This window comes from Streptomyces sp. BA2, assembly GCF_009769735.1.
In the GTDB taxonomy this organism is placed as follows: domain Bacteria; phylum Actinomycetota; class Actinomycetes; order Streptomycetales; family Streptomycetaceae; genus Streptomyces.
In genome coordinates this window covers 664,996-690,525 of record NZ_WSRO01000002.1, presented here as the reverse complement: position 1 = coordinate 690,525, position 25,530 = coordinate 664,996, and the positions used below count along the sequence as shown (strand labels likewise).

Annotated in this window: 20 protein-coding genes; 8 read left to right on the top strand and 12 right to left on the bottom strand. The window is 69.7% G+C overall.

The genetic code is table 11. From position 1 onward, the window contains the following. Positions 1-167 precede the first annotated feature (167 nt). Positions 168-407, bottom strand: a complete 240-nt coding sequence (locus E5671_RS46945) for a helix-turn-helix domain-containing protein (protein WP_160502766.1) — start codon at positions 405-407, stop codon at positions 168-170. Positions 408-642: 235 nt separating this feature from the next. Between E5671_RS46945 and E5671_RS05830 the strand changes: the two genes are divergently transcribed. Next, positions 643-882 (top strand): hypothetical protein, encoded by a 240-nt coding sequence (locus tag E5671_RS05830; protein ID WP_160502765.1) that lies wholly within the window; start codon positions 643-645, stop codon positions 880-882. A gap of 153 nt (positions 883-1,035) precedes the next feature. Next, on the top strand, positions 1,036-1,743 hold the full coding sequence (locus E5671_RS05825) for a DUF6397 family protein (RefSeq protein WP_160502764.1): 708 nt from the start codon (positions 1,036-1,038) through the stop codon (positions 1,741-1,743). A gap of 64 nt (positions 1,744-1,807) precedes the next feature. Here the strand turns inward: E5671_RS05825 and E5671_RS05820 are convergent, their stop codons facing one another. The 3 genes from E5671_RS05820 to E5671_RS05810 all read right to left on the bottom strand — a co-directional run bounded on the left by E5671_RS05820 (position 1,808) and on the right by E5671_RS05810 (position 6,027). Continuing rightward, complete coding sequence (locus E5671_RS05820; protein WP_160502763.1) at positions 1,808-2,305, bottom strand: tetratricopeptide repeat protein; 498 nt, start codon at positions 2,303-2,305, stop codon at positions 1,808-1,810. A 131-nt stretch (positions 2,306-2,436) separates the two neighbouring features. After that, a complete protein-coding gene (locus E5671_RS05815; RefSeq protein ID WP_160502762.1) occupies positions 2,437-3,342 on the bottom strand; it encodes an acyl-CoA thioesterase in 906 nt (301 codons plus the stop codon). A 48-nt stretch (positions 3,343-3,390) separates the two neighbouring features. Beyond that, entirely contained in the window at positions 3,391-6,027 is a 2,637-nt protein-coding gene (locus tag E5671_RS05810; RefSeq protein ID WP_237330111.1) for a DEAD/DEAH box helicase, read from the bottom strand. On the opposite strand from E5671_RS05810, the gene E5671_RS05805 reads away from it, so the two are divergent. Further along, on the top strand, positions 6,026-6,820 hold the full coding sequence (locus E5671_RS05805; protein ID WP_160502761.1) for a metal-dependent hydrolase: 795 nt from the start codon (positions 6,026-6,028) through the stop codon (positions 6,818-6,820). The genes E5671_RS05810 and E5671_RS05805 overlap by 2 nt on opposite strands. Positions 6,821-6,928: 108 nt before the next feature. Then, positions 6,929-7,810 carry an alpha/beta fold hydrolase gene (locus E5671_RS05800; RefSeq protein WP_160502760.1) on the top strand — a complete coding sequence of 294 codons (882 nt, stop codon included), beginning with the start codon at positions 6,929-6,931 and terminating at the stop codon, positions 7,808-7,810. A 79-nt stretch (positions 7,811-7,889) separates the two neighbouring features. Here the strand turns inward: E5671_RS05800 and E5671_RS05795 are convergent, their stop codons facing one another. Further along, on the bottom strand, positions 7,890-9,671 hold the full coding sequence (locus E5671_RS05795; protein WP_160502759.1) for an ABC transporter ATP-binding protein: 1,782 nt from the start codon (positions 9,669-9,671) through the stop codon (positions 7,890-7,892). Then, a complete protein-coding gene (locus E5671_RS05790; protein ID WP_160502758.1) occupies positions 9,668-11,473 on the bottom strand; it encodes an ABC transporter transmembrane domain-containing protein in 1,806 nt (601 codons plus the stop codon). The genes E5671_RS05795 and E5671_RS05790 overlap by 4 nt, the downstream gene beginning before the upstream one ends. A gap of 299 nt (positions 11,474-11,772) precedes the next feature. Between E5671_RS05790 and E5671_RS05785 the strand changes: the two genes are divergently transcribed. After that, positions 11,773-12,510 carry a L,D-transpeptidase family protein gene (locus tag E5671_RS05785; RefSeq protein ID WP_160502757.1) on the top strand — a complete coding sequence of 246 codons (738 nt, stop codon included), beginning with the start codon at positions 11,773-11,775 and terminating at the stop codon, positions 12,508-12,510. A gap of 240 nt (positions 12,511-12,750) precedes the next feature. Continuing rightward, entirely contained in the window at positions 12,751-14,169 is a 1,419-nt protein-coding gene (locus E5671_RS05780) for a cation:dicarboxylate symporter family transporter (RefSeq protein ID WP_160502756.1), read from the top strand. Here E5671_RS05780 and E5671_RS05775 read toward each other — a convergent pair. From E5671_RS05775 to E5671_RS05765, 3 genes are all read right to left on the bottom strand, one after another. Then, entirely contained in the window at positions 14,108-15,577 is a 1,470-nt protein-coding gene (locus E5671_RS05775; protein WP_160502755.1) for a Gfo/Idh/MocA family protein, read from the bottom strand. The genes E5671_RS05780 and E5671_RS05775 overlap by 62 nt on opposite strands. A 162-nt stretch (positions 15,578-15,739) precedes the next feature. Further along, positions 15,740-18,658 carry an FAD-binding and (Fe-S)-binding domain-containing protein gene (locus tag E5671_RS05770; protein ID WP_160502754.1) on the bottom strand — a complete coding sequence of 973 codons (2,919 nt, stop codon included), beginning with the start codon at positions 18,656-18,658 and terminating at the stop codon, positions 15,740-15,742. 51 nt (positions 18,659-18,709) lie between these two features. Then, complete coding sequence (locus tag E5671_RS05765) at positions 18,710-19,153, bottom strand: MarR family winged helix-turn-helix transcriptional regulator (protein ID WP_160502753.1); 444 nt, start codon at positions 19,151-19,153, stop codon at positions 18,710-18,712. A gap of 165 nt (positions 19,154-19,318) precedes the next feature. Here E5671_RS05765 and E5671_RS05760 point away from each other — a divergent pair, with 165 nt between their 5' ends. Both E5671_RS05760 and mltG read left to right on the top strand, forming a co-directional pair. Next, the gene (locus E5671_RS05760) at positions 19,319-21,136 is read left to right on the top strand and encodes an ABC transporter ATP-binding protein (protein ID WP_160502752.1); all 1,818 of its coding nucleotides are present in this window, start codon (positions 19,319-19,321) and stop codon (positions 21,134-21,136) included. 46 nt (positions 21,137-21,182) lie between these two features. After that, the gene (gene mltG / locus E5671_RS05755; RefSeq protein ID WP_160510007.1) at positions 21,183-22,022 is read left to right on the top strand and encodes an endolytic transglycosylase MltG; all 840 of its coding nucleotides are present in this window, start codon (positions 21,183-21,185) and stop codon (positions 22,020-22,022) included. A gap of 62 nt (positions 22,023-22,084) precedes the next feature. Here mltG and E5671_RS05750 read toward each other — a convergent pair whose 3' ends face one another. Genes E5671_RS05750 through E5671_RS05740 form a run of 3 tightly spaced genes read right to left on the bottom strand, consistent with a single transcriptional unit; the run spans position 22,085 to position 25,506 of the window. Next, complete coding sequence (locus E5671_RS05750; protein WP_336605674.1) at positions 22,085-23,203, bottom strand: NAD(P)-binding domain-containing protein; 1,119 nt, start codon at positions 23,201-23,203, stop codon at positions 22,085-22,087. Positions 23,204-23,254: 51 nt separating this feature from the next. After that, entirely contained in the window at positions 23,255-24,463 is a 1,209-nt protein-coding gene (locus E5671_RS05745; RefSeq protein WP_160502751.1) for an LLM class flavin-dependent oxidoreductase, read from the bottom strand. A 2-nt stretch (positions 24,464-24,465) separates the two neighbouring features. Then, the gene (locus E5671_RS05740; RefSeq protein WP_160502750.1) at positions 24,466-25,506 is read right to left on the bottom strand and encodes an ABC transporter substrate-binding protein; all 1,041 of its coding nucleotides are present in this window, start codon (positions 25,504-25,506) and stop codon (positions 24,466-24,468) included. Between the last annotated feature and the right edge of the window lie 24 nt (positions 25,507-25,530).

The following is a 25,530-nucleotide window of genomic DNA, read 5'->3' as shown; positions in this document are numbered from 1 at the left end:
TGAATCGTTACCCCTAGCTTGACCTGGGGTGATCGGTTCACACGGGGCGCGAACGGAATGTCTTTACCTGTCCTTGCCACGGGCTTCCGCTGCGTGCATATATGCATTTCAATACTGGTCATCAACGGTGATGGTTGGTCGCAGCGCCCCCACGCGCGACTGGCACCTCAGTGGAGGAGGTCAGTGACGTGTACTCGCAGCGCATATGCGATGAGCAGCAGGTCCGAGTATCGCGGGTCGCGAGCAGCGCTCTCGTAGCGCTGAATGCTGCGACGCTCCAGTCCCGCGCGGTTACCTAGCTCCTCTTGCGACAGCTCGGCAGCCTGGCGCAGTTGGGCTATGCGGTGGCCGAGGGCAACTCGACGGGCGAGGACCCAGTCGGGTCGGGGGGTACGGCGAGAGGGCACCCTGAGAACACAAAGACTAAAACGATCTTGTGTCAGTACCCAAACGGTCGCTACTTCCGACACGAGCCCTGCGGCTCTGGCATATGCCGCAGGGCTGAAGGTAGTGTCCGAGATTCGAACGCACGTTCACTCGAAAGAGTGAGCATCGCCTGACCTGCGGTTTCCGTTGGGCAGGGAGGGAACTATGAGCGTCACCCCAGCAGCAGCCAGCCCAACCCACAGGAGACGACGGGACATGGACAGCGAAGAGATCCTCGCCCTCTATACCTGGGCCCCGGGGGTCTGCTTCCGCCACCCTGCAGCCGGCGAAGTCGAGACTGCCACCGTCAAGAAGGTCCACCCCCGACATGGCGGCGAAGAGGAAGTCCGCGCCTGCCGCACCTGCGTCCTCGTCATAGAGAGAGACCGCCGCGAAGCGGCGCTGAAGGCTGGCCTGCCTTACGAACCCGGCCACGCTGGGGAGGCCCCGGTGTAGCTATCCGGGCAGCTCGCGGCCGCTGCCGTGGGGTCCTTTTCGGGGAGAATCTGGGGAGGCGTGGCGCCAGGGGGAGCGACTGGGGAGCAAGGGAAGCGCCACTCGACACCACCCGCCACCACCCAGCACCCCCGGGAACCCCCAGCTCAAGGCATGATCCAGCCGACGCCCGGAGAGCCCCGCTGGTGCGAGACAACGCCGGTGAAGTTCTACCTCAATCGCTACCGAGCGGTGGTCTGGCTGTATCTGGCCGAAGAGCTGAAGCATTTCGCCGAGTCCGAGGTCAACGCCGGTCTGCTCACCGGTCGAGCGCCCGGCACGATCCGCGCCCAGCTGGAGGCGGGCGTCGACCTGCGGGCACGGAACTGGCGGGGCCGCCATGCGGGAGCGCTGCTGCGGCAGTCCGACGACCCCTGGGAGCGTGCCGCGGCTGTGGCCTCGCTGCTCGACCCGGTTCAGATCGCGGAAATCATCAAGGATCCGTACGAACGCGCATACGTACGAAGGCTCATGCCCCAGTCCTTCGGACAGGGCGCACCGGAGTCACCGGCGGGACGGATCATTCAGAAGATCACGACCGCGGACGATCCGGACGAGATCCGCTGGCTGCGGGCCAACCTCACCATCGGCCTCTCCCAGGCCCGAGGACTGCGCCCGGCACCGCGGCCCGCGCCGAAGCCTGGGTCCGATCCGGCGCCCGGTGCCTTCCCTGGCTTTGGGGCACAGCCCGATGTCGAGCCGAGCCCCCACCCCGCGCCGCATCACGAAGCACGACCCGCCGCACTGCCCGAAGAAGGGAAGACAGAGCGGGCGTCGGAGCCACGCGGCCTACTCAAGTGGATGCGTCGCAGGGGAGCATAGCCAGAGCCCCAGGCGAGCGCGGCCAGGCGAGCGTGAGGGCAGGACCCGGTCGCGCGTTGCGCCACTACATGGTCGCGTCGAGATCCTTGGCGTAGTGCTCGATCGCGGGACGGTAGCCGGCGATGTCCGGGTCCTGGCTCGTGGCGGCGAGCAGGGTCAGCAGGATCTCCATCGCGTCGCGTGCCCGGCCGGTGTTGTAGAGGGCCATGGCCAGGAAGGTCTTGAGGGCGGCGTCGTCAGGAAACCCGGCCGCCGCGTCGCCCAAGGTCGTGACGGCTTCTGGATACCGGCCAAGGACGCGATAGGTGCTGCCCAGCCCCAGGAGCGCTCCCCGGCGGTCATCAGGAGAAAGGCCTGATCCCTCGACCGCACGTACATAGTGCGGCACCGCCTCGGCCTCCAGGCCGAGTGTGTCGTGCACCCACGCGGTCTGGTACGCCACCTCCGCGTCCAGAGGGAACCGCTCGCACAGGGCCAGCAGTCGCTCCTTCGCCTCCTCGCGGCGACCGTCCTCGCGGAGCCGCACAGCGTCGGCGAGCAGGCGGTCGCGCTCCCCGGTCATGTCCTCATCCCCCATCAACATCCCTCAGCAACGCCCCATCCCTCGCTCTTCCTTACCCGTACCGACCGGAGGCACAAATGCCCCTTTGCAAGCCGGGCTCACGCGACCCCTCGCTCACCCATCGGTGGGCGTCACGAACCCGTCGACGGGCGGCCGTCCATGTGCCGCTCTCCGTAGGCCCGGAAGAGCCCTTCCTGTACGACCGAGACCAGCAGCCTGCCCTCGATGTCGTAGATACGACCTCGCGCGAGACCGCGGCCGCCCGTCGCGATCGGGGACTCCTGGTCGTAGAGGAACCACTCGTCGGCGCGGAAGGGGCGGTGGAACCACATGGCGTGGTCCAGCGAAGCCATGTCGAAGCCGCGCGGGCCCCACAGCGGTTCCACCGGGATGCGGACGGCGTCCAGGAGCGTCATGTCGCTCGCGTACGTCAGCGCGCAGGTGTGGACGAGGGGGTCGTCGCCGAGCGGGCCCACCGCGCGCATCCAGACCGCGCTGCGCGGCTCGGCGTCCTTGATCTCCTCGGCGGTCCAGCGCAGCCGGTCCACGTAGCGGATGTCGAAGGGCTGGCGTCTGGCCATCCGCTCAAGCTGCTCAGGAAGTTCGCCCAGATGCTCGGTGATCTCCTGGGCGACCGTCGGCAGCGACTCGGGGTCGGGAGCCGTGATGCGCGGCGGCAGCTGGTGCTCGAACGCGCCCTCTTCGGGCTGATGGAAGGAGGCGGTGAGATTGAAGATGGTGCGACCCTGCTGGACCGCGGTCACCCGGCGCGTGGTGAAGGAGCGCCCGTCCCGCACCCGCTCGACCTGGTACACGATCGGCACGCCCGGGCGGCCGGGCCGCAGGAAGTAGGCGTGCAGCGAGTGCACCGGACGCTGGCCCTCGGTGGTGCGCCCGGCGGCCACCAGAGCCTGCCCCGCGACCTGCCCGCCGAACACCCGCTGCAAGGACTCCTGCGGGCTGCGGCCACGGAAGATGTTGAGCTCGATCTGCTCCAGGTCCAGCAGGTCGACAAGCCGGTCGGCGGGATTGTTCATGGCGGTTCCTCGACTCCTGTCCGGGGGGAAGCTCGGTGCGGTCAGCGGTCAGAGCTGGCCGACGTCGGTGACGCGGACGACGGCGCGGCCCTCCTCGTCGGAGGCCGCGAGATCGACCTCCGCGCTGATACCCCAGTCATGGTCGCCGTTCGGGTCGGCGAACGTCTGCCGGACGCGCCACAGACCGTGCTCCGGCTCCTCCTCGATGAGCAGCAGCTTGGGTCCGCGGGCGTCGGGACCGGTGCCGAGATCTTCGTACTCGTCCCAGTACTTGTCCATGGCCGCGCCCCAGGCGTCCGCGTCCCAGCCGGAATCGGCGTCCAGTTCGCCCAGCTCCTCGACGTGGTCGAGCGCGGCGAGCTCGACGCGGCGGAAGAGGGCGTTGCGGACCAGGACGCGGAAGGCGCGGGCGTTGGCCGTGACCGGCTTGACCTGATCGGCCTTCTCCTGGGCCTCCTCCGCCGTCATGACCTCGGGGTTGGCGAGCTGCTCCCACTCGTCGAGGAGGCTGGAGTCGACCTGTCGGACCATCTCGCCGAGCCAGGCGATGAGGTCTTCCAGGTCCTCGGACTTCAGGTCGTCCGGGATGGTGTGCTCAAGGGCCTTGTACGCGCTCGCGAGGTAGCGCAGCACGATGCCCTCGGTGCGGGCGAGCTCGTAGAAGGACGTGAACTCCGTGAAGGACAGCGCCCGTTCGTACATGTCGCGGATCACGGACTTGGGGGAGAGCGGGTGGTCGCCGACCCACGGGTGGCTCGTCTTGTAGGTGTTGTACGCGTGGAAGAGGAGCTCCTCCAGCGGCTTGGGGTACGTGATGTCCTGGAGCCGCTCCATGCGGTCCTCGTACTCGACGCCGTCCGCCTTCATCAGGGCCACGGCCTCGCCGCGTGCCTTGTTCTGCTGGGCGGCGAGGATCTGACGCGGATCGTCCAGGGTGGACTCGACGACGGACACCATGTCGAGGGCGTACGAGGGGGATTCCTGGTCGAGCAGGTCGAAGGCGGCGAGGGCGAACGTCGACAGCGGCTGGTTGAGCGCGAAGTCCTGCTGCAGGTCGACCGTCAGACGCACGATGCGGCCCGAGGCGTCCGGCTCGTCGAGCTTCTCGACCACGCCGCCGTCGAGCAGCGAGCGGTAGATGGCGATGGCGCGGCGGATGTGGCGCAGCTGCTGCTTGCGCGGCTCGTGGTTGTCCTCAAGAAGGTGACGCATCGCCTCGAAGGCGTTGCCCGGGCGGGCGATCACCGCGAGGAGCATGGTGTGCGTGACGCGGAAGCGGGAGGTCAGCGGCTCGGGCTCGGAGTTGATGAGCTTCTCGAACCCGGCCTCGGTCCACCCCACGAAGCCCTCGGGCGCCTTTTTGCGCACTACCTTGCGGCGCTTCTTAGGGTCGTCGCCCGCCTTGTTGAGCGCCTTCTCGTTCTCGATGACGTGCTCGGGCGCCTGCGCCACGACCAGGCCCGCCGTGTCGAAGCCCGCGCGTCCCGCGCGGCCCGCGATCTGGTGGAACTCCCGGGCGCGCAGGGTCCGTACGCGCGTGCCGTCGTACTTGGTGAGGGCGGTGAAAAGGACCGTGCGGATCGGGACGTTGACACCGACGCCGAGGGTGTCCGTGCCGCAGATGACCTTCAGGAGACCGGCCTGCGCCAGCTTCTCGACGAGACGCCGGTACTTGGGCAGCATGCCCGCGTGGTGCACGCCGATCCCGTGGCGGACGTACCGCGAGAGGTTGCGGCCGAACTTGGTGGTGAAGCGGAAGCTGCCGATCAGCTCGGCGATCTTGTCCTTCTCCTCACGCGTGCACATGTTGATGCTCATCAGCGACTGCGCGCGCTCGACGGCCTGTGCCTGCGTGAAGTGCACGATGTAGACCGGCGCCTGCTTGGTCTCGAGGAGCTCGGTGAGCGTCTCCGTGATCGGCGTCAGACGGTACTCGTACGACAGAGGGACGGGGCGGGTCGCGGAGCGGACCACCGACGTGGGGCGTCCCGTGCGCCGTGTCAGGTCCTTCTCGAACATCGAGACGTCGCCGAGCGTCGCGGACATGAGGATGAACTGCGCCTGCGGCAGCTCGAGGATCGGGATCTGCCAGGCCCAGCCGCGGTCCCCCTCCGCGTAGAAATGGAACTCGTCCATCACGACCTGGCCGACGTCGGCGTTCTTGCCGTCCCGCAGCGCGATCGACGCGAGGACCTCGGCCGTGCAGCAGATGACGGGGGCGTCGGAGTTCACGGACGCGTCGCCGGTCAGCATGCCGACGTTCTCGGTGCCGAAGAGCTTGCACAGGTCGAAGAACTTCTCCGACACCAGCGCCTTGATCGGCGCCGTGTAGAAGGTGACCTTGTCCTGGGCCAGCGCCGTGAAGTGCGCACCCGCCGCGACCAGGCTCTTTCCGGAGCCGGTCGGAGTGGACAAGATCACGTTGGCTCCGGAGACCACCTCGATCAGCGCCTCCTCCTGAGCCGGATAGAGAGTGATCCCCGTCTCCTCGGCCCACGAGGAGAAGGCTTCGAAGAGGGCATCGGGGTCGGCATCCGGCGGCAGCTGATCAATAAGGGTCACACCCCCATCTTGCCTTCCTTCTGTCCCGATCCGGGAACCGGCGGTCTGTACGAAGATCACGAACGCTACGCTGTGTGGCCAACGGGGCGTCAGCACAACAGAAATGGGGCGGGGAACAGCCATGATGGGTCCGGCACACTCACTGTCGGGGGCGGCGGCCTGGCTCGGCGTCGGAGCGGCCGCGGCGGCCGCGGGGCACACGATGCCCTGGCCGGTCCTCCTCGTCGGAGCCTTGATCTGCGCCGGGGCCGCGCTCGCGCCCGACCTCGACCACAAGTCGGCGACCATCTCGCGGGCCTTCGGACCCGTCTCGCGAGGCCTGTGCGAGATCGTCGACAAGCTCTCGGCCGCCGTCTACAAGGCCACCCGCAAGCAGGGCGACCCGCGCCGGGCCGGCGGACACCGCACCCTCACGCACACCTGGCTGTGGGCCGTCCTGATCGGGGCCGGCTCTTCCGCTCTCGCCATCTTCGGCGGCCGCTGGGCGGTTCTCGCGCTGCTCTTCGTCCACATGGTGCTCGCCATCGAAGGCCTGCTGTGGCGGGCCGCGCGGGGGTCGAGCAGCGATGTGCTGGTGTGGCTGCTCGCCGCGACGAGCGCCTGGATCCTCGCCGGGATCCTGGACAAGCCCGGGAACGGCGCGGACTGGCTGTTCACCGCACCGGGCCAGGAGTACCTCTGGCTGGGGCTGCCGGTCGTGCTCGGCGCCCTGGTGCACGACATCGGGGACGCGCTCACGGTCTCCGGCTGCCCGATCCTGTGGCCCATCCCCATCGGCCGCAAGCGCTGGTACCCCGTGGGACCGCCGAAGCTGATGCGGTTCCGGGCGGGCAGCTGGATCGAGCTGAAGGTCCTGATGCCGGCCTTCATGCTGCTCGGGGGAGTGGGCGGGGCGGCGGCACTGAACTTCATCTGAGGAAGTTCATCTGGGGAAGTTCGTCTGGGGAACTTCATCTGACGGCGGATTCTCGTGCGGTACTGCCCCCGGCGATGAGTTCCGGCCGTGGTCAGGGTCTACACGGCCATGACAACGCACATGCTCACCACACGTGGGGCAGAGCTCGCCTACGACGTCCGCGGCCCGGTGCCGACGGCGGACGGGCGGCCCCCGCTGCTCATGATCGGCCAGCCCATGACCGCCGAAGAGTTCGGAGCTCTGGCGGCCCGCTTCCCCGACCGCACCGTGGTCACCTACGACCCACGTGGCCTCGGCCGCAGCAGCCGCAGCGACGGCAGGACCGACCATGACCCCACGGTCCAGGCCGGCGACGTGCACGCCTTGATACAGGCGCTGGGGGCCGGGCCCGTCGAACTGTTCGGGAGCAGCGGTGGAGCGGTGGTCGCGCTGGCACTGGTGGCGGCCGATCCCGACGACGTGACCACCCTGGTCGCGCACGAGCCGCCGCTGCTCGCCCTGCTTCCCGACGCCCCGGCGGCCGAGCGCGCAAGGGCCGGTGTTCTGGCGGCGTACGACAAGAGCGGCTGGGGTGCCGGTATGGCGGCTTTTATCGCGATGACGTCTTGGCAGGGCGAGTACACCGACGCCTACTTCGCCGAGCCCGCGCCCGATCCTGCCGCGTTCGGCCTGCCGACGGAGGACGACGGCTCGCGCGGCGACCCGCTGCTCTCCGACCGGTCATGGGCGGTCAGTGGGTATCAGCTCGACGTGGGCGCGCTCGCCGCGGCATCGACGCGGATCGTGATCGCGGTGGGGGAGGAGTCGGAGGGCGTGCTCACCTGGCGTACCTCGGAGGCGGCAGCCGCGCTCCTGGGGCAGCGTCCGACCGTGTTCCCGAGTCACCACGGCGGCTTCACGGACGGTGAGTCCGGATACCCGGGCAAGCCGGACGAATTCGCGCTCAGGCTGCGCGAGGTGCTCGACAACGCCGATTCCGGGGGCAGTTGACCGCACGGCGGCTCTTCTCGCTTCGGTCCTCTTCGGCGGGACAGAGCGAGAAGGGCCGCTCCGTCCCGCCGCGGCACCGCTACCCGTGCCAGGACCGCCAGAGCGCCGCGTACGCGCCGCCCGCTCCCACCAGCTCGTCATGGCTGCCCAGCTCGCTGATCCGGCCGTTCTCGACCACCGCGATGACATCCGCGTCGTGCGCGGTGTGCAGCCGGTGGGCGATGGCGACGACCGTGCGGCCGTCCAGGACGCGCGCGAGGGAGCGCTCCAGGTGGCGTGCCGCGCGCGGGTCCAGGAGCGAGGTCGCCTCGTCGAGGACCAAGGTGTGCGGGTCGGCGAGGACCAGGCGGGCAAGGGCGATCTGCTGGGCCTGTGCCGGGGTGAGGGCGAAGCCGCCCGAGCCCACCTCGGTATCCAGGCCCTCGCTCAGGGTCTGTGCCCAGGTGTCCGCGTCGACCGCGCCGAGCGCCGCCCACAGTTCGGCGTCCCGGGCCCCGGTCCTGGCCAGCAAGAGGTTGTCGCGCAGCGAGCCCACGAAGACGTGGTGCTCCTGGTTGACCAGCGCCACGTGCGAGCGGACTTCCTCCGCCGGCATGGCCGACAGCTCGGCCCCGCCCAGCGTCACGTGACCGTTGCGCGGTGCGTAGATCCCGGCGAGCAGCCTGCCGAGCGTGGACTTGCCCGCGCCCGACGGGCCGACCAGGGCGACGCGCGAGCCAGGCTCGACGGCGAGTGACACCTCCCGAAGGACGTCGACGCCCGCGCGGTAGCCGAAGTGCACATCGTCCGCGAGCACATCGCGTCCGTCAGGAGTGACGGAGCCGTCGCCCGCGTCCGGTTCGATGTCCCGTACGCCGACCAGGCGGGCCAGCGAGACCTGGGCGACCTGCAGCTCGTCGTACCAGCGCAGGATGATTCCCAGTGGGTCGACGAGCATCTGTGCGATCAGTGCGCCCGTGGCCAGCTGGCCGATACCGATCCAGCCCTGGAGGACGAACGCGCCGCCGATCATCAGGACGGAGCAGAGCACGATCGTGTGGGTGAAGGTGATGACCGGGAAGAGCACGGAGCGCAGGTAGAGAGTGTGTCGTTCCCATGCCGTCCATTCCTTGATACGGCGCTCCGACAGCTCCACGCGGCGCTTCCCGAGCCGGTGGGCCTCCACCGTGCGCCCCGCGTCGATGGTCTCGGCGAGGGCCGCGGCGACAGCGGCGTATCCCGCGGCCTCCGAACGGTAGGCGGAGGGCGCCCGCTTGAAGTACCAGCGGCAGCCGACGACGAGCAGCGGCACCGCGACGAGGACGGCGGGCGCAAGCGGCGGCGCCGTCACGGCGAGACCGCCGACCAGGAGCCCCGCCCACACCACGCCGATCGCGAGCTGCGGCACCGCCTCCCGCATGGCGTTCGCGAGCCGGTCGACGTCCGTGGTGATCCGCGAAAGGAGATCACCCGTCCCGGCCCGCTCCAGCACACCCGGCGGCAGCCCGACCGACCGCACGAGGAAGTCCTCGCGCAGATCGGCCAGCATCCGCTCACCGAGCATCGCGCCGCGCAGCCGCACCTGATGGACGAAGAAGGCCTGCACGAGCAGGGCGACGGTGAACAGGCCGATGGTGCGCCCCAGATGGAGGTCACGGGCGCTGTCCGCGACGTTCTCGACCAGATCGCCCAGCAGGTAGGGACCGGCCATCGAGGCGATCACGGCGCAGGTGTTGACCGTGATGAGCAGGGCGAAGGCCCGGCGGTGCCGCTTGACCAGCTCGCGTACGTAGGCCCCTACCGTCGCGGGCGCGCCCACGGGCAGGGTGTCCGCGGTGGTCGGGGCCGCCGGGTCGTACTCCGGTGGCGCCAGGCCGATCATGCCGTCTCCTCGATGTCGATCTCGGTGTGGGTCAGTTTCACTGAGGCCTGTTCCTCGTCCGTCTCACGCGTCACGACCGCCCGGTAGCGCGGGTCGCTGTGCACCAGTTCGCGGTGCACGCCCACCGCCGCGACCTCGCCCTCGTGGAGGAGGACCACGCGCTCGGCCCGGTCGAGGAGCAGCGGCGACGACGTGAGGACCACCGTCGTCCGCCCCTTGCGCAGCCCCTTGACGCCGTCGGCGATCCGCGCCTCGGTGTGCGAGTCGACGGCGGACGTCGGCTCGTCGAGCACGAGGACCTCGGGGTCGGCGATCAACGAGCGGGCCAGCGCGAGCCGTTGCCGCTGCCCGCCCGACAGGGAACGTCCGCGCTCGGTGACATGGGCGTCCAGCGGGGCCTCGCCCACCGAAGCCTGCGCCAGGGCGTCCAGAACATCGGCGCACTGGGCGGCCTCCAGGGCTTCGTCGGCGCTCACCGCTCCCGACGCCGGTACGTCGAGGAGTCCGCGGAGCGTGCCGGAGAGCAGCACCGGGTCCTTGTCCTGTACGAGGACGGCGGTGCGGGCGGTGGCCAGCGGCGCCTCGTCCAGCGGTACCCCGCCGAGCAGCACGGACGGCAGCTCCTCCGCGTCGTCGAACGCCGCGTGCCCGCCGAGTCGTTCGGCGAGCCGTCCCGCCTCGTCCGGGTCGCCGCACACGACGGCGGTGAGACGGCCCGACGGGGCCAGGAGTCCGGTCGCCGGGTCGTAGAGATCACCCGTGGGCACCGTCCGAGTGACGTCGTGCGTTCCGTCACCGGCATGCGTCGTGCGCTGGAGCGCGAGCACCCGGGCGGCACGCTTGGCCGAGGGGCGCGAGAAGCTGTAGGCCATCGCGATCTCCTCGAAGTGCCGCAAGGGGTAGGTCAGCATCGTGACCGCGCTGTAGACGGTGACCAGTTCGCCGACGGTGATCCGGCCCTCGCGGGCCAGGTTCACGCCGTGCCAGACGACCACGATCAGGAGCAGCCCCGGCAGCAGCACCTGCACCGCCGAGATCGCCGCCCACATCCGGGCGCTGCGCACGGCGGCCGTACGCACCTCCTGCGAGGCACGGCGGTAGCGGTCGAGGAAGAGTTCCTCGCCGCCGATGCCGCGCAGCACCCGCAGCCCCGCCACGGTGTCCGAGGCGAGTTCGGTAGCTCGCCCGGCCTTCTCGCGCTGGTGGTCGGCCCGCCGGGTGGCGCGCGGCAGCAGCGGAAGCACGGCGAGCGCGAGCACCGGCACACCCACCGCGACGAGCACGCCGAGAGCGGGCTGGTAGATGACGACGCCCACGCAGACGAAGACGACCGTGAGTGCGGCCGCCGTGAACCGCGAGATGGCCTCCACGAACCAGCCGATCTTCTCGACGTCACCGGTGGACACCGCCACCACTTCACCGGCGGCGACGCGCCGCGTGAGCGCCGAGCCGAGCTGCGCGGTCTTGCGGGCCAGGAGCTGCTGGACACGGGCGGCCGCGGTGATCCAGTTGGTGACCGCCGTGCGGTGCAGCATGGTGTCGCCCAGCGCGATGGCGATGCCGCACAGCGCCATTACCGCGCCCGCGATGCCGAGGCGCCCCCCGGAGCGGTCGACGACAGCCTGCACGGCGAAGCCGACGAGGTAGGGGATCACCGCGATGGAGCCGAAGTGCAGGAGGCCCCAGGCGAGCGACTTCAGCTGGCCGTCGAGCTGGTTCCGCCCGAGCCAGCGCAGGAAGTGGGGGCCCGAGCGGGCATCCGGCATGCCCGGGTCGGTGTACGGAAGATCGCGAATCTGCATGACGTGTGACGTCCCAGGGTCGGGGTCGGAGAGACGGACCGTCGGTTCGGCGGAGCATGCCGGCGTGAACGGACGGTGGTGAACGGACGGTGGTGAACGGGCGGTGGTGAACGGGCGGAGCAGCAGCTCCAGTTGCGGAGGCAGCTGCCATCGAGGGGCGGTAACAGGCCGTGAAAGGTTCGCCTCGGACGGTGGCGCGAAGCAAACGATTTTCCGTCGGGGAGTAAAGATTCGGCCCCTTCTCCGCCCGGGGCCGGGCACCGGGACGGCTCACGTGAACCGAGTGCGACCATGGACGCATGCGTATAGCCGGTGCGGTGCGAACGGCGGCCGCCCTCGCGGCCTGCGGTGTTCTTCTGACGTCCTGTGGAAGCTCGGACGGCGGGGCGAAGGCCGGAGCGAAGAACGACGACGCGGGCCGGGCGAAAAGAGCCGAGGCGTCGGAGACGACCGACCTCAAACGCATCCCCGACGTGGGCGACCGCCTTCAGAACAAGATCCCCAAGAACTCCCGCCAGGTCGTCGCGGTCTACGGAGAGGGCGAGGACTCGGCGAAGTCCACCGCCGTCCTGTACGAGAAGTCCGGCTCGACCTGGGACAAGACCCGCAGCTGGGCCGCGCACAACGGCAAGAAGGGCTGGACGACCGACCACCGCGAGAACGACAAGCGCAGCCCGGTCGGCGTCTTCACGCTCACTGACGCGGGCGGCGTCCTCGCCGACCCGGGCGCGAAGTTCCCGTACACCCAGAGCACGTCGATGCAGGCCCCGCACTACTGGCCCAAGACGCACTGGCACGACTTCGACTACGTCATCGCGATCGACTACAACCGCGCCAAGGGCACCCCGCCCAACGACCCGACCCGCCCCCAGGGCCAGTCCAAGGGCGGGAGCATCTGGCTGCACATGGACCACGGAAGCGGCACGTCGGGCTGCGTCAGCCTGTCGAAACAGGGCATGAAGTACCTCCTGAAGAACCTCGACCCGAAGCAGCACCCGGTCGTGCTGATGGGTGACAAGGCGAACTTGAAGGCCTAGCCCGCGCGTCCACCTGCCGGGCTTCGCACTACGCATTGCGGTGATCGAAGGCCCGCCGTACATGCCGTCGGTACATCGCATTTCGACGGCCGGCTCCCGGGGTTTGGAGCAAGATCCAAGATTTACGCCGATGTGATCTGGAGGTCTTTTACGGAAGCGGGCACTCCGCCATAGTGACGCCTCGCGGAAAGAAAGTTCCGTATGGCAGAAGTAAGTTGAAGCCTCACTACAGGAGTGCCCGTGCCGCAGTCCGTACCGTCCCTACCGCGACGCGTAGCACGCACATTGCGAACCTCACTGTTCGCGCAGGTCGCCTGTGCGTTGGTGCTCGGAGTCCTCGTCGGAAGGCTGTGGCCCGACGCGGGCACGGCCGTCCAACCGCTCGGCAACGGCTTCGTACGTCTCATCAAGGCGATGATCGCCCCGCTCGTGTTCTGCGTGGTCGTCGCCGGAATCACCAAGGCCGGAGACCTCAAGGCCTTCGGCCGCATCGGGATCAAGGCCCTCATCTGGTTCGAGGTCGCGACCACGATCGCCCTCGTCGTCGGCCTGGTCGCCGGAAACCTCGTCAGCCCCGGCACCGGCATGAACGTCGACCCCTCCACACTCGACGCCTCGGCCGTCGACGAGAAGACCGGCGGCGGTGAACTTCCCTCGACCAGCGAATTCATCCTGCACTCGCTGCCCGACAGCGCGATCGGCGCCTTCGCCGAGAACTCGCTGCTCCAAGTCCTCGTCCTGTCCTGCCTGGTGGGCGCGGCCCTGCTGCACCTGGGCAACACGAAGGTCCCCGCGATCCTGCCCGCCATCGAGCAGGGCCAGGAGATCGTCTTCGCGATCGTCGGCTTCATCATGAAGCTGGCACCGCTCGCCGTCTTCGGCGCGACCGCGCACCTGGTGGGGGAGTACGGGCTCGGCGCCCTGTCGACGTACGGCAAGCTCATCGGCGTCTGTTACGCGGTGGCCCTGCTCTTCCTCGTCCTGCTCGGCGTCGCCCTCAAGGCGTTGACCGGCCTGAGCCTGTGGAAGTTCGTCCGCTACACGCGCGAGGAGATGCTGCTCGCGCTCGGCACGGCCTCCAGCGAGGCCGTCATGCCGCGCATGATGCAGAAACTGCGCCAGGCGGGCTGCCGCGACGACGCGGTGGGCCTTGTCCTGCCGACGGGGTACTCCTTCAACCTCGACGGCGCCTCGATCTACCTCTCCGTCGGTACGTTGTTCATCGCGCAGGCCGTGGGCGTGGACCTGAGCCTGGGCCAGCAGATCACCGTGGTCCTCGTCCTGATGCTGACCAGCAAGGGCATGGCGGGCGTGCCCGGTTCGGCGTTCCTGGCGCTCTCCGCGACCGCCTCCGCGCTCGGGGTCATCCCGGCCGGCGCGGTCGCGCTGCTGCTCGGCGTGGACCGCATCATGGACGCCATGCGCGTCGCCACGAACCTGCTCGGCAACTGCGTCGCCGTCTTCGTGGTCTCGCGCTGGGAAGGCGCTCTGGACACGGCGCGGGCGAAGAAGGTGCTCGGCGGCGAGATCGCGTTCGTACCGGAACAGGCGGACGAGCCCGGCAGTGCCGATCTGAGCACCGCCGGGCCCAAGTCCCTTACGCCTGCGGCTTCGACGAGTCCACTCCCGGACGCGCCTTCTTCCACAGCCCGCGAGTGAAGTCAGGGATCGCCTGCGGCGCGCCCTTCGCCTTGATCGACAGATGGCTCAGGGGGACGGGCGACGTCCAGACCGCGGCGTCGTAGACGTCGAAGTCCGGCACGAGGCCGAGCTGCATGGTCTGCATCAGACGGAAGATCATGATGTAGTCCATGCCGCCGTGCCCGCCCGGCGGGTTGGAGTGCTCCTTCCACAGCCAGTGGTCGAAGTCCGCGGCGTACTTGCCGAAGTCGTGCCACTTGTCGTCCGTGTGGTCCGGCTCGATGTAGATGCGCTCGGGGTAGTCCTCGAAGACGCCCTTCGTGCCGCCGAGGCTGTTGATGCGGCTGTAGGGGTGGGGGGTCGAGACGTCGTGCTCCAGACGGATCACCCGCCCCTTCGCCGTCTGGACGAGGCTGATGGTGCGGTCGCTCTCGATGTACGTCTCCTTCCAGCTCGGGTCGCCCGCGGGCATGTGCGCCTTGCGGTACTCGGCGAGACCGAGGGCGGGCGTGCCGAAGCTGGAGATGTGCGTGACGCGGTCGCCGCGGTTGATGTCCATGTAGTTGGAGACCGGGCCGAAGCCGTGGTTCGGGTAGAGGTCGCCACGCAGCCGCGTGTGCCACAGGCGCCGCCAGGGGCCCTCGTAGTAGTCCGGGTCGAACATCAGGCCGCGCAGGTCGTGGTTGTAGGCGCCCGCACCGTGCAGCAGATCACCGAACTTGCCCGCGTGGGCCATGCGCAGGACGCGCATCTCGTTCTTGCCGTAACAGCAGTTCTCCAACTGCATGCAGTGTCTGCGGGTCCGCTCGGAGAGGTCGACCAGTTCCCAGAGCTGGTCGAGCTGGAGGGAGACGGGACACTCCACGCCGACGTGCTTGCCGTTCAGCATCGCCGACTTGGCCATGTCGAAGTGCCAGTCCCAGGGCGTCGCCACGTACACGAAGTCGATGTCCCCGCGCTTGCACAGGTTCTCGAAGTCGTGATCGCCCTTGGTGTACGTCGCCGGTGCGGGCTGGCCCGCGTCGGTGACCTTCTTCGCGGCGGCCGCGGTCTTGTCCTTGACCGGGTCGCAGAGCGCGACGACCTTCACCCCCGGGATCGCCAGGAACAGGTCGATCATGCTGCCGCCGCGATTGCCGAGCCCGACGATGCCGACGCGCACCGTGGAACGCCGCTCGAAGGGCACGCCGATCATGGTCTTGCCCTTGCGGGGCGGCGCCTCCGCGGCCGAGGCCGCAGCGGCGGGCGCCGCTGGAGCGCCCTGTGGGGCGTCGGCGTGGGCCGTGCCGCCGGAGAGGGCGCCGAGGCCGAGCCCGGCCCCCGCGAGGCCGGCGGTGCGGAGCACGGCACGGCGGGATGCGCCGTCGGTGGAGTCGTCAGGGGTGGTGGACTCGTCAGGGTTCGGTATCGCGTGCTCGTCGTGCATCGGACCTCCGTGGCTTGGATGCCTGCGCTGGAACGGATGCCACCCTGATGGGGGGACGGGCGTGGCGCAAGGGACCGAAGTGGCCAGGGAGTTGGATTTATTTCGCGCCCTCGTGCGGGGCGACTTGTGCGGCCGTATCAGCCGGTGGTGTTTCGGAGGTGTTCACGGACGCGTCGCGCGCTCCAGCTCCAGGAGAACGGAGTAGTAGGCGCGGCCCGTGGCGTGGTCCATGCCCACCTCGCACATGCGGTTCGCCGAGAGGTGCGCGTCGAAGGGGCGGGCGGTGACCTCGGCCGCCTCCTTGCGCGTGGCGGACTCCGTCAGCTCCTTGTGCAGCATGCCGCGGTCGCCCGCGAAGGCGCAGCAGCCCGCGTCGTCCGGGACCACCACTTCGTCCGCGCAGGCCTCGGCGACGGCGCGCAGCTGGGCCTCGTCGCCGAGATGGCTCATGGAGCAGGTGGGGTGCAGGACGGCGGAGCCGACCGTGCGGTACACGCTCAGGTGGGGGAGCAGTTCGTCCGCGGCCCAGACGAGGGAGTCGACCACGGTCAGCTCCCGGTGCAACTGCCGGTTGTCGGCGGTGAGATAGGGCACGACTTCATGCGCGATGCCGAGCGTGCAGGACGAGGCGTCCACGACGAGGGGCAGCCTGCCGCCCGCTGTCCAGCCCCAAGCCGCCTCGACGATGCGATTGGCCATCACCGCATTGCCCTTGTCGTACCCCTTGGAGTGCCAGATCGTCGCGCAGCACGTCCCCGCGACATCGTCCGGAATCCAAACGGGCCTTCCCGCGCGCGTGGAGACGGCAACGATCGCTTCCGGGAGGGAGCGGTCGCCGGGGCTTGCGAAGATGCGGTTGACGCACGCCGGGTAGTAGACGGCGCTCGCGCCCACGCGCGTGGTGCGCGGCAGCTTTCGGGCGGCCGCTCCCGGGATGTCCGGCAGCCACTCGGGAACCAGATCGGGGCGGACGGCCTTGCGCGCGGTGCGCGTCACCGAGGTCAGGAGCCGGTCGCTGATGCGGTCGGCGGCGGCCACGGCGAGCCGCGCGGCGGCCTCGACCGCCTTGAAGTTCCTGGCGGCGAGGGCGGCCGCCTTCTCCTCGCGTGGCGAGTGCCGTGCGTGGCGGAAGTCCTTCATCAGGGCGCCCGTGTCGATGCCCACGGGGCAGGCGAGCTTGCAGGTGGAGTCGCCGGCGCAGGTGTCCACGGCGTCGTATCCGTACGCCTCGACCAGGCCGTCCTCGACCGGGGAGCCGGGTGCCTGGCGCATCATCTCGCGGCGCAGCACGATCCGCTGGCGTGGAGTGGTCGTCAAGTCCTCGCTGGGGCAGGTCGGTTCGCAGAAGCCGCACTCGATGCAGGGATCCGCGATCAGCTCCACCTTGGGGATCGTCTTCAGGCCGCGCAAGTGTGCCTTCGGGTCGCGGTCGAGGACGATGCGCGGCGCGAGCACACCGTCCGGATCGATGACCTGCTTGGTGCGCCACATCAACTCCGTGGCCTTCGGGCCCCATTCGAGCTCCAGGAACGGGGCGATGTTGCGTCCCGTGGCGTGCTCGGCCTTGAGCGAGCCGTCGAAGCGCTCGACGGTCAGCCTGCAGAATTCCTCCATGAACGCGGCATAGCGTTCCACGTCCGACGGCAGGCCCGCGTCGAAGGCGAGCAGGAAGTGCAGATTGCCGTGCGCGGCGTGCCCCGCGACGGCCGCGTCGAAGCCGTGCCGGGTCTGGAGTTCGAGGAGGGCGCCGCAGGCGTCGGCGAGACGCGACGGCGGCACCGCGAAGTCCTCGGTGATCAGCGTCGTCCCGGACGGTCGCGAGCCGCCGACCGCCGTCACGAAGGCCTTGCGGGCCTTCCAGTACCCTCCGATCGTCTTCGGGTCGCGCGTGAAGGCGTTGGTCACCGATGCGACCGGCGCGACGAGTTCGAGCCCCTTGACGACCTCGGCTGCCACTGCTTCGTACGCCTCCTGGCGTGCTTCGTCCGGGGCGCGGAACTCCACCAGGAGCGCGGCCGTCGACTTCGGGAGCCGCGCCCAGTCGGCGGGCACCCCCGCCACGCTGGTCGAGGCGCGCAAGGTGTTGCCGTCCATCAGCTCGACGGCCAGCGCGCCCGCCTCGTTGAACAGCGGGACGGCCGCCGCCGCGGCCGGCAGGGAGGGGAAGAAGAGCAGGCCCGTGGTGACGTGCCGGTCCAGCGGAAGCGTGTCGAAGACGACCTCCGAGATGAACCCGAAGGTGCCCTCGGAGCCGACCATCAGGCCGCGCAGGATCTCAACCGGCGTCGCGCCGTCCAGGAACGCGTCCAGGCGGTAGCCGTTCGTGTTCTTGATCTCGTACTTGGCGCGGATGCGGGCCGTGAGCTCCTGGTCCGCCTCGATCTCCCGCTTGATCGCCAACAGGCCCTCGCACAAGGCTGGTTCGGCGTGCGCCAGCTGGTCGTCGGCCTGCGGGTCCGCCGTGTCGACGACCGTGCCCGTCGGCAGGACGAAGCTGAGCGAGGCCACCGTGCGGTACGAGTTGCGCGTGGTGCCCGCCGTCATCCCTGACGCGTTGTTCGCGACGACCCCGCCGACCGTGCAGGCGATGGCGCTCGCCGGGTCGGGGCCGAGCACCCGGCCGTGCCGGGCGAGCGTGGCGTTGGCCCGCAGGATCGTCGTCCCGGGGCCGATGCGGGCCTGCTCGCCGGCGCCGATGACCTGGACGCCCGCCCAGTGCTTGCGGACGTCGACCAGGATGTCCTCGCCCTGGGCCTGGCCGTTGAGCGAGGTGCCCGCCGCGCGGAAGACGACCTCGCGGCTCCTGCCGTGCGCGTACGACAGGACGGCGGAGATGTCGTCGATGTCCTCGGCGACGACCACGACCTGCGGCACGAACCGGTAGGGGCTCGCGTCGGATGCGTACCGCACGAGGTCGGAGATCTTCGTCAGGACCTTGTCACCGCCGAGCAGGGCGGTCAGCTCCGAGCGCAGCGGCTCGGGAGTGCCCTTGGCCTGCCGGTCCGGCACCCGGTCGTGAGCCGGACCCTCCGAGCGCGACGCGGGGCGCAGGGCCTCCGGTTTGGGCTGCAGGATCGGCATGAGCTCTCCTCGGCGGGGCGTGCGGTCGGAGGGGCGGATAGTCGGCCAGGGTCAGCAGCGCCGGACGTCCGGCACATCGAACAGTGCGTTCAGGAGGCCGCCCAGCTGCTCGCGCTGCTCGGCGTCCAGTGGAGCCAGGATGTCCTCCGCGGCGGCCCGGCGCGCGCTGCGCAGCTCCCTCAGCGCCTTGCGTCCCGCGTCCGTGAGCTCGATGCGGATCACCCGGCGGTTGGTGGGATCGGGGACGCGGCGCACGAGGTCACCGGCCTCCAGGCCGTCGACCAGGCTCGTCACGGCGCGCGGGACCACCTCGAGGCGCTGGGCCAGGTCGGCCATGCGGGGCGGGGTGTCGTAGTGCACGAGGGTGCGCAGCAGGCGCGACTGGGCCGGGGTGATGCCGATCGGCACCAGATGGCGCTTCTGGATGCGGTGCAGCCTGCGGGTCAGCCGCAGCAGCTGTTCGGCGAGCAGTCCGTCGGCGTCCGGGGTGTTCATGCGGGAACATTATCAGGACCTTGTGCATTGTGAGCGTAGGTAACAGTGAGCTATGCTCCCTCAATGATCGTCGGCCTTATGTCTGCCGACCCTCATCGTCGGTCCCTGTGCCGACTGCCCCGGTCGGCCCGTGCGCCGGCGCCGTCTCACCTCCCGTAGGAGCCCATGCCTCACGACGAACCCAAGTGGACACCGCAGCCCCTGGCCCCCGGCCAAGAGGAACAGCCGCGGCAGGTCCGCCGCATCCTCCGTCTCTTCCGCCCCTACCGCGCCCGCCTCGCGGTCGTCGGCCTGCTGGTCGGCGCCGCCTCCCTGGTCTCGGTCGCCACCCCCTTCCTGCTGAAGGAGATCCTCGACACCGCGATCCCGCAGGGACGGACGGGCCTGCTGAGCCTGCTCGCCCTGGGAATGATCCTCAGCGCGGTCGTCACCAGCGTCTTCGGCGTCCTGCAGACCCTGATCAGCACGACCGTCGGCCAGCGCGTCATGCACGACCTGCGCACCGCCGTGTACGGCCGGCTGCAGAGCATGTCGCTCGCCTTCTTCACCAGGACCCGCACCGGTGAGGTCCAGTCCCGCATCGCCAGCGACATCGGCGGCATGCAGGCGACGGTCACCTCCACCGCCACGTCCCTGGTCTCGAACCTCACCAGCGTGATCGCCACGATCGTCGCGATGCTCGCCCTCGACTGGCGCCTGACGGTCGTGTCGCTGCTCCTGCTGCCCGTCTTCGTGTGGATCAGCCGCCGGGTCGGCCGCGAACGCAAGAAGATAGCCACGCAGCGGCAGAAGCAGATGGCCGCGATGGCGGCGACGGTCACCGAATCGCTCTCCGTCAGCGGCATCCTGCTCGGCCGCACGATGGGCCGCGCCGACTCGCTCACCAAGTCCTTCGCCGACGAGTCCGAGCGCCTCGTCGACCTCGAGGTCCGCTCGAACATGGCGGGTCGCTGGCGCATGGCCGTCATCTCGATCGTCATGGCCGCCATGCCCGCCGTCATCTACTGGACCGCGGGCCTCGCCTTCCAGATGGGCGGCCCGACGGTCTCGATCGGCACGCTCGTCGCCTTCGTCTCGCTCCAGCAGGGCCTGTTCCGGCCCACCGTGAGCCTGCTCTCCACCGGCGTACAGATCCAGACCTCGCTCGCGCTCTTCCAGCGCATCTTCGAGTATCTGGACCTGCCCATCGACATCAACGAACCCGAGCGCCCGGTCCGCCTGGACAAGATCAAGGGCGAAGTCCGCTTCGAGGACGTCGAGTTCCGCTACGACGGCGAGGACGGCCAGAGCCGCCCGATCCTCGACGGCATCGACATCACCGTCCCCGCCGGCGGCAGCCTGGCCGTCGTCGGCCCCACCGGCTCCGGAAAGTCGACCCTCAGCTATCTGGTGCCGCGGCTGTACGACGTGACGGGCGGCCGCGTCACGATCGACGGCGTCGACGTACGCGACCTGGACTTCGACACGCTGGCCCGCGCGGTCGGTGTCGTCTCCCAGGAGACGTATCTCTTCCACGCCTCGGTCGCCGAGAACCTGCGCTTCGCCAAGCCCGACGCCACGGACGAGGAACTGATCGCGGCCGCCGGCGCCGCCCAGATCCACGACCACATCGCGTCCCTGCCCGACGGGTACGACACGGTGGTCGGCGAGCGCGGCCACCGCTTCTCCGGAGGCGAGAAGCAGCGCCTCGCCATCGCCCGTACGATCCTGCGCGATCCGCCCGTGCTCATCCTGGACGAGGCCACCAGCGCCCTGGACACGCACACCGAGCACGCCGTGCAGGAAGCCATCGACGCCCTGTCCGCCGACCGGACGACACTCACGATCGCCCACCGCCTCTCCACGGTCCGCGACGCCGACCAGATCGTGGTCCTGGAAGCGGGCCGGACCGCCGAGCGCGGCAGCCACGAGGAACTCCTGGAGAAGGACGGCCGTTACGCCGCCCTGGTCCGAAGAGACGCCCAACTGGAGCCAGCAACATGAAGATATGCACGGAATGTCGGCATTTGCGGGATACCGTGCCCGCATGCTGCAGACCAAGACTCCGCGCCGGGGCACGATTCGACTGACGCGTCGGGGCCGGATCGCCCTGATCGCGACCGGAGCCGTCGCGGCGGTCACCGCCGTGTCGGTGCCGCTGCTGCTCCCGGATGACGACGGACGCCCCGAGTCACTGACCATCCCGGAGGGCTGGCGCTCCAGCCAGGTGTACGGGGCCGTCGACAAGGTCCTCGATGTGCCGGCCGGCACCACGAAGAAGGCCCTTCCCAAGGCGGGCCTCAAACTTCCCGCCGACGCGCGCGGCAACCCCGAGGGTTACCTCTTCCCGGCCACGTATCCCATCAGCGACCAGTCGACCCCCGCGTCCGTGCTCTCGTACATGGTGAACACGGCAGCCAAGAAGTTCAGCGGCAACCACGTCACGGCGGGCGCCGAACGCAACGCCGTGAACGTCTACCAGACCGTCACCATCGCCAGCATCATCGAAGCCGAGGCAGGCTCCAAGGCGGACATGGGCAAGGTGGCCCGGGTCATCTTCAACCGCCTCGAACAGGGCATGCCGCTGCAGATGGACTCGACGATCAACTACGCCCTGAACCGCTCCACGCTGAACACTCGCGACCGCGACACGGAGATCAACAGCCCTTACAACACCTATGCGCGCATGGGTCTGCCCCCCACTCCTATCGGCAACCCCGGCGAGGAGGCGATGCGCGCGGCGACCACCCCGGCGCAGGGCAACTGGCTGTACTTCGTGACGGTGAAGCCGGGAGACACCCGCTTCACTGCGAGCTTCGAGGAACAGCAGAAGAACGTGGCTGAGTTCAACAAGAACAAGAGCAAGGACCAGAAGAAGCAGGGGACCTGAGGGCGCCGGACGTGCTGGAGCCCGGCGCTCGGACGGCGGCACGAGCGCCGGGCGCCCCGGTTTCACACCGTGACGGGCACGTCCTCAAGGAGCCGTTTGATGTCCCGCACCGCCGCCCGCCCCGCACGGTTCGCGCCGATCGTGCTGGCCGATGGCCCGTACCCCACCAGGTGGACGCGGGGGTCGGCGACGGCGCGGGTGCCCTCGATCCGGATGCCGCCTCCGGCCTCGCGCAGCCGCAGCGGCGCCAAGTGCTCGATGGCCGCACGGAATCCGGTGGCCCAGAGAATGACGTCGGCCTCCACGTGCCGCCCGTCGTCCCACTCGACACCGCTCGGCGTGATGCGGTCGAACATCGGGAGCCGGTCGAGCACCCCGTCGGCCCGCGCCTGCCGGATAGCGTCGTTGACGGGCAACCCGGTCACGGACACCACGCTCTGCGGCGCGAGCCCCTGCCGCACCCGCTCCTCGACCATGGCGACCGCCGAGCGCCCCCAGTTCTCGTCGAACGGCCCCTCGCGGAAGACGGGCTCCCGCCGGGTGACCCAGGTGGTCTCGGCGGCGTACGGGGCGATCTCCATCAGATGCTGGGTGCCCGAGGCCCCGCCGCCCACGACGATCACCCGCTGCCCCCTGAACGCCTCGGGCCCCGGATAGACGGCCGTATGCAACTGCCGCCCACGAAAGGTGTCCTGGCCCGGGTAGCGCGGCCAGAACGGACGGTCCCACGTGCCCGTGGCGTTGATCAGCGTCCGGGTGGCCCACGTCCCGGCCGAGGTCTCGACCAGCAGCCGCCCGTCGTCGCCTTCCCGCACCTGCCGTACGTCGACGGGGCGGCGCACCCGCAGGTCGAAGCGCTGCTCGTACGCCTCGAAGTACTCCCGGATGACTTCCGAAGAGGGGCGCGCGGGGTCGGCGCCGGTCAGCTCCATCCCCGGGAGTGAGTGCATGCCGTGCACTTTCCCGTAGGTGAGCGAGGGCCAGCGGAACTGCCACGCACCGCCGGGGCGGGGCGAGTGGTCCAGGACGACGAAGTCCCGGTCAGGCTCGAAACCGACCCTGCGCAGGTGATAGGCGCTGGACAGGCCCGCCTGCCCGGCGCCTATGACGACCGCGTCCACCTCTTGTGCCTCTTGTGCCGCTTCGTGTGCGGCCGCGTCCCCTGCCCCGATGTCGTTCACGCTTCTACTAACTCCATCGGGGCGTGGGATCTTCCCGCGCAGGCCTCCGGGTCAGCGCCCGCCCGCCACCAGCAGCGGGGCGCCGCCCGGAGCCGAGGCAGGGCGCCCGTTCGCCGCGGGCACCCCCGCCAGCTGCGACGCCGGAATCCGGGGCAGCAGCCCGCGCGCCGCCAGATCCGGGATCACGCCCTCGCCGAACCAGTACGCCTCCTCCAGATGCGGATAGCCCGAAAGGACGAAGTGCTCCACCCCCAGCGCGTGGTACTCCTCGATCCGGTCGGCGACGTCCGCGTGGCTGCCGACGAGGGCGGTGCCCGCGCCGCCCCGTACGAGACCTACGCCCGCCCACAGGTTCGGTGAGATCTCCAGGTCGTCGCGGGAGCCGCCGTGCAGCGCGAGCATCCGCTGCTGACCGACGGACTCACTGCGGCCGAGCGCCTGCTGGGCGGCGGCGATGGTGTCCGGGTCGAGGTCGTCGAGCAGCCGGTTCGCCGTGGCCCACGCCTCGGCGGCGGAATCACGCGAGATGGTGTGAAGGCGGATCCCGAACCGGACCGTGCGCCCCTGCTCATCGGCGAGACCACGAATCCAGTCGATCTTCTGCTTGACCTGCTCCGGCGGCTCGCCCCACGTCAGATACACATCCGTGTGCCGCGCGGCGACCGGCCCGGCCGCCGCCGACGAGCCACCGAAGAAGATCTCCGGCAGCGGGTCCGGCGGCAGCGCGGTGAGACCGCCCTGAACGTCGTAGTGCTCGCCGTGGAAGTCGAAGGGCTTACCGCCCCACACGCCCCGTACGACGGACAGGAACTCATCGGTACGGGCATAACGGCGATCGTGGTCGAGATGGTCGCCGAAGCGCCGCTGCTCGGTCGAGTCGCCGCCCGTGACGACGTTCAGGAGCAGCCGCCCGCGCGTGATGCGCTGATACGTGGCCGCCATCTGCGCGGCGAGCACCGGGGAGATCACGCCGGGCCGGAACGCCACCAGGAACTTGAGCCGCTCGGTGTGCTGGGCAAGGGCGACCGTCGTCAGCCAGGCGTCCTCGCACCAGGTGCCGGTCGGGGTGAGGACCGCCTCGAAGCCCACCTGCTCGGCGGCCTTGGCGATCTGGATCAGATAGTCGATGTCGGGGGCCCGCACCCCGCTGACGGGGGTGACGCGGGAGCGCTTGATGCCGCCGTCCGTGTAGGCGTGGCGGTCCACGAGGGTGCGGCCGTCGCCGCCGGTCGGCAGGAACCAGTTGAGGTGGACGGTCATCGTCAGGACTCCTTGCGGTACGTGCGCGGCGTGCTGGTGGAGGGCGGCAGGTCGCCGTTGAAGCGGGTGTCGACGAAGTCGCCGAAGTCGATGCGGCGCGGGATGAGCTTCTGGTCGGCGAAGGTGTCCGCGATCTCCTGCTCGGAGGCGGTCACGTTCTTGTCCACGGCCACCGGGACCCGTGTGCCGTTGGTGCGCTTGACCGCGGCGAGCGCGACCTCGTAAGGCAGTCCGGTGTCCTTCGCCCAGACCTTCGCCCACGCCTCCGGATGGTCGTAGACCCAGTCCTGTGCCTTGCGCAGCCGCTTGAGGTAGTCGTCAATGGCCGCGGACTTCTTCTTGTCCTTGAGCGCGCCGGGCGCCGCCACCTGGAAGTTGAGGCCGTTGACGACACCGTCGCCGTCGGTCAGGACATGGCCCTTCCTGCTCTCGAGGACCTGCGAGGTGTACGGGTCCCAGACGGACCAGGCGTCCACCTTGCCGCTGGTGAACGCGGCCAGTGCGTCGGCCGGCTGGAGATACTTGACCTTGACGTCCTTGAAGCCGAGCCCGGCCTTCTTGAGGGACGCGATCAGCTGGTAGTGCGCCGAAGAACCCTGCGCCACGGCGACGGACTTGCCCTTGAGGTCCTCGGCCTTCTTCAGCGGCGAGCCGTTCGGGACGAGGATCGCCTCACCCGCCGCGGTGCCGTGGGTGGCGGCCACCACGGAGATCTTCGAGTTCGCTCCGGCGGCGAAGACGGGCGGTGTGTTGCCGACGGCGCCGATGTCCACGGCTTTGGCGTTGACGGCTTCCAGGAGGGGAGGCCCGGAGGTGAAGGTGGACCAGCGGATCTTGTACTTCAGGTCGTCGAGCTCCCCGGCCGCACGCAGCACGGCCTCCGAACCACCCTTCTGGTCCCCGACGTTGAGGGTGAGCGACCCCTGGCCGTCGGTCCCGCCACCGGCGCCGCCGGACGAGGTGTTCGCGGAGGAGCCGGAGCAGGCGGCGAGCAGCAGGGCCAGGGGGAGGAGCAGGGCGGGGGCGGCGAGATGTCGTCGCATGGTGAGTCCGTTCGGTCTGTTCGT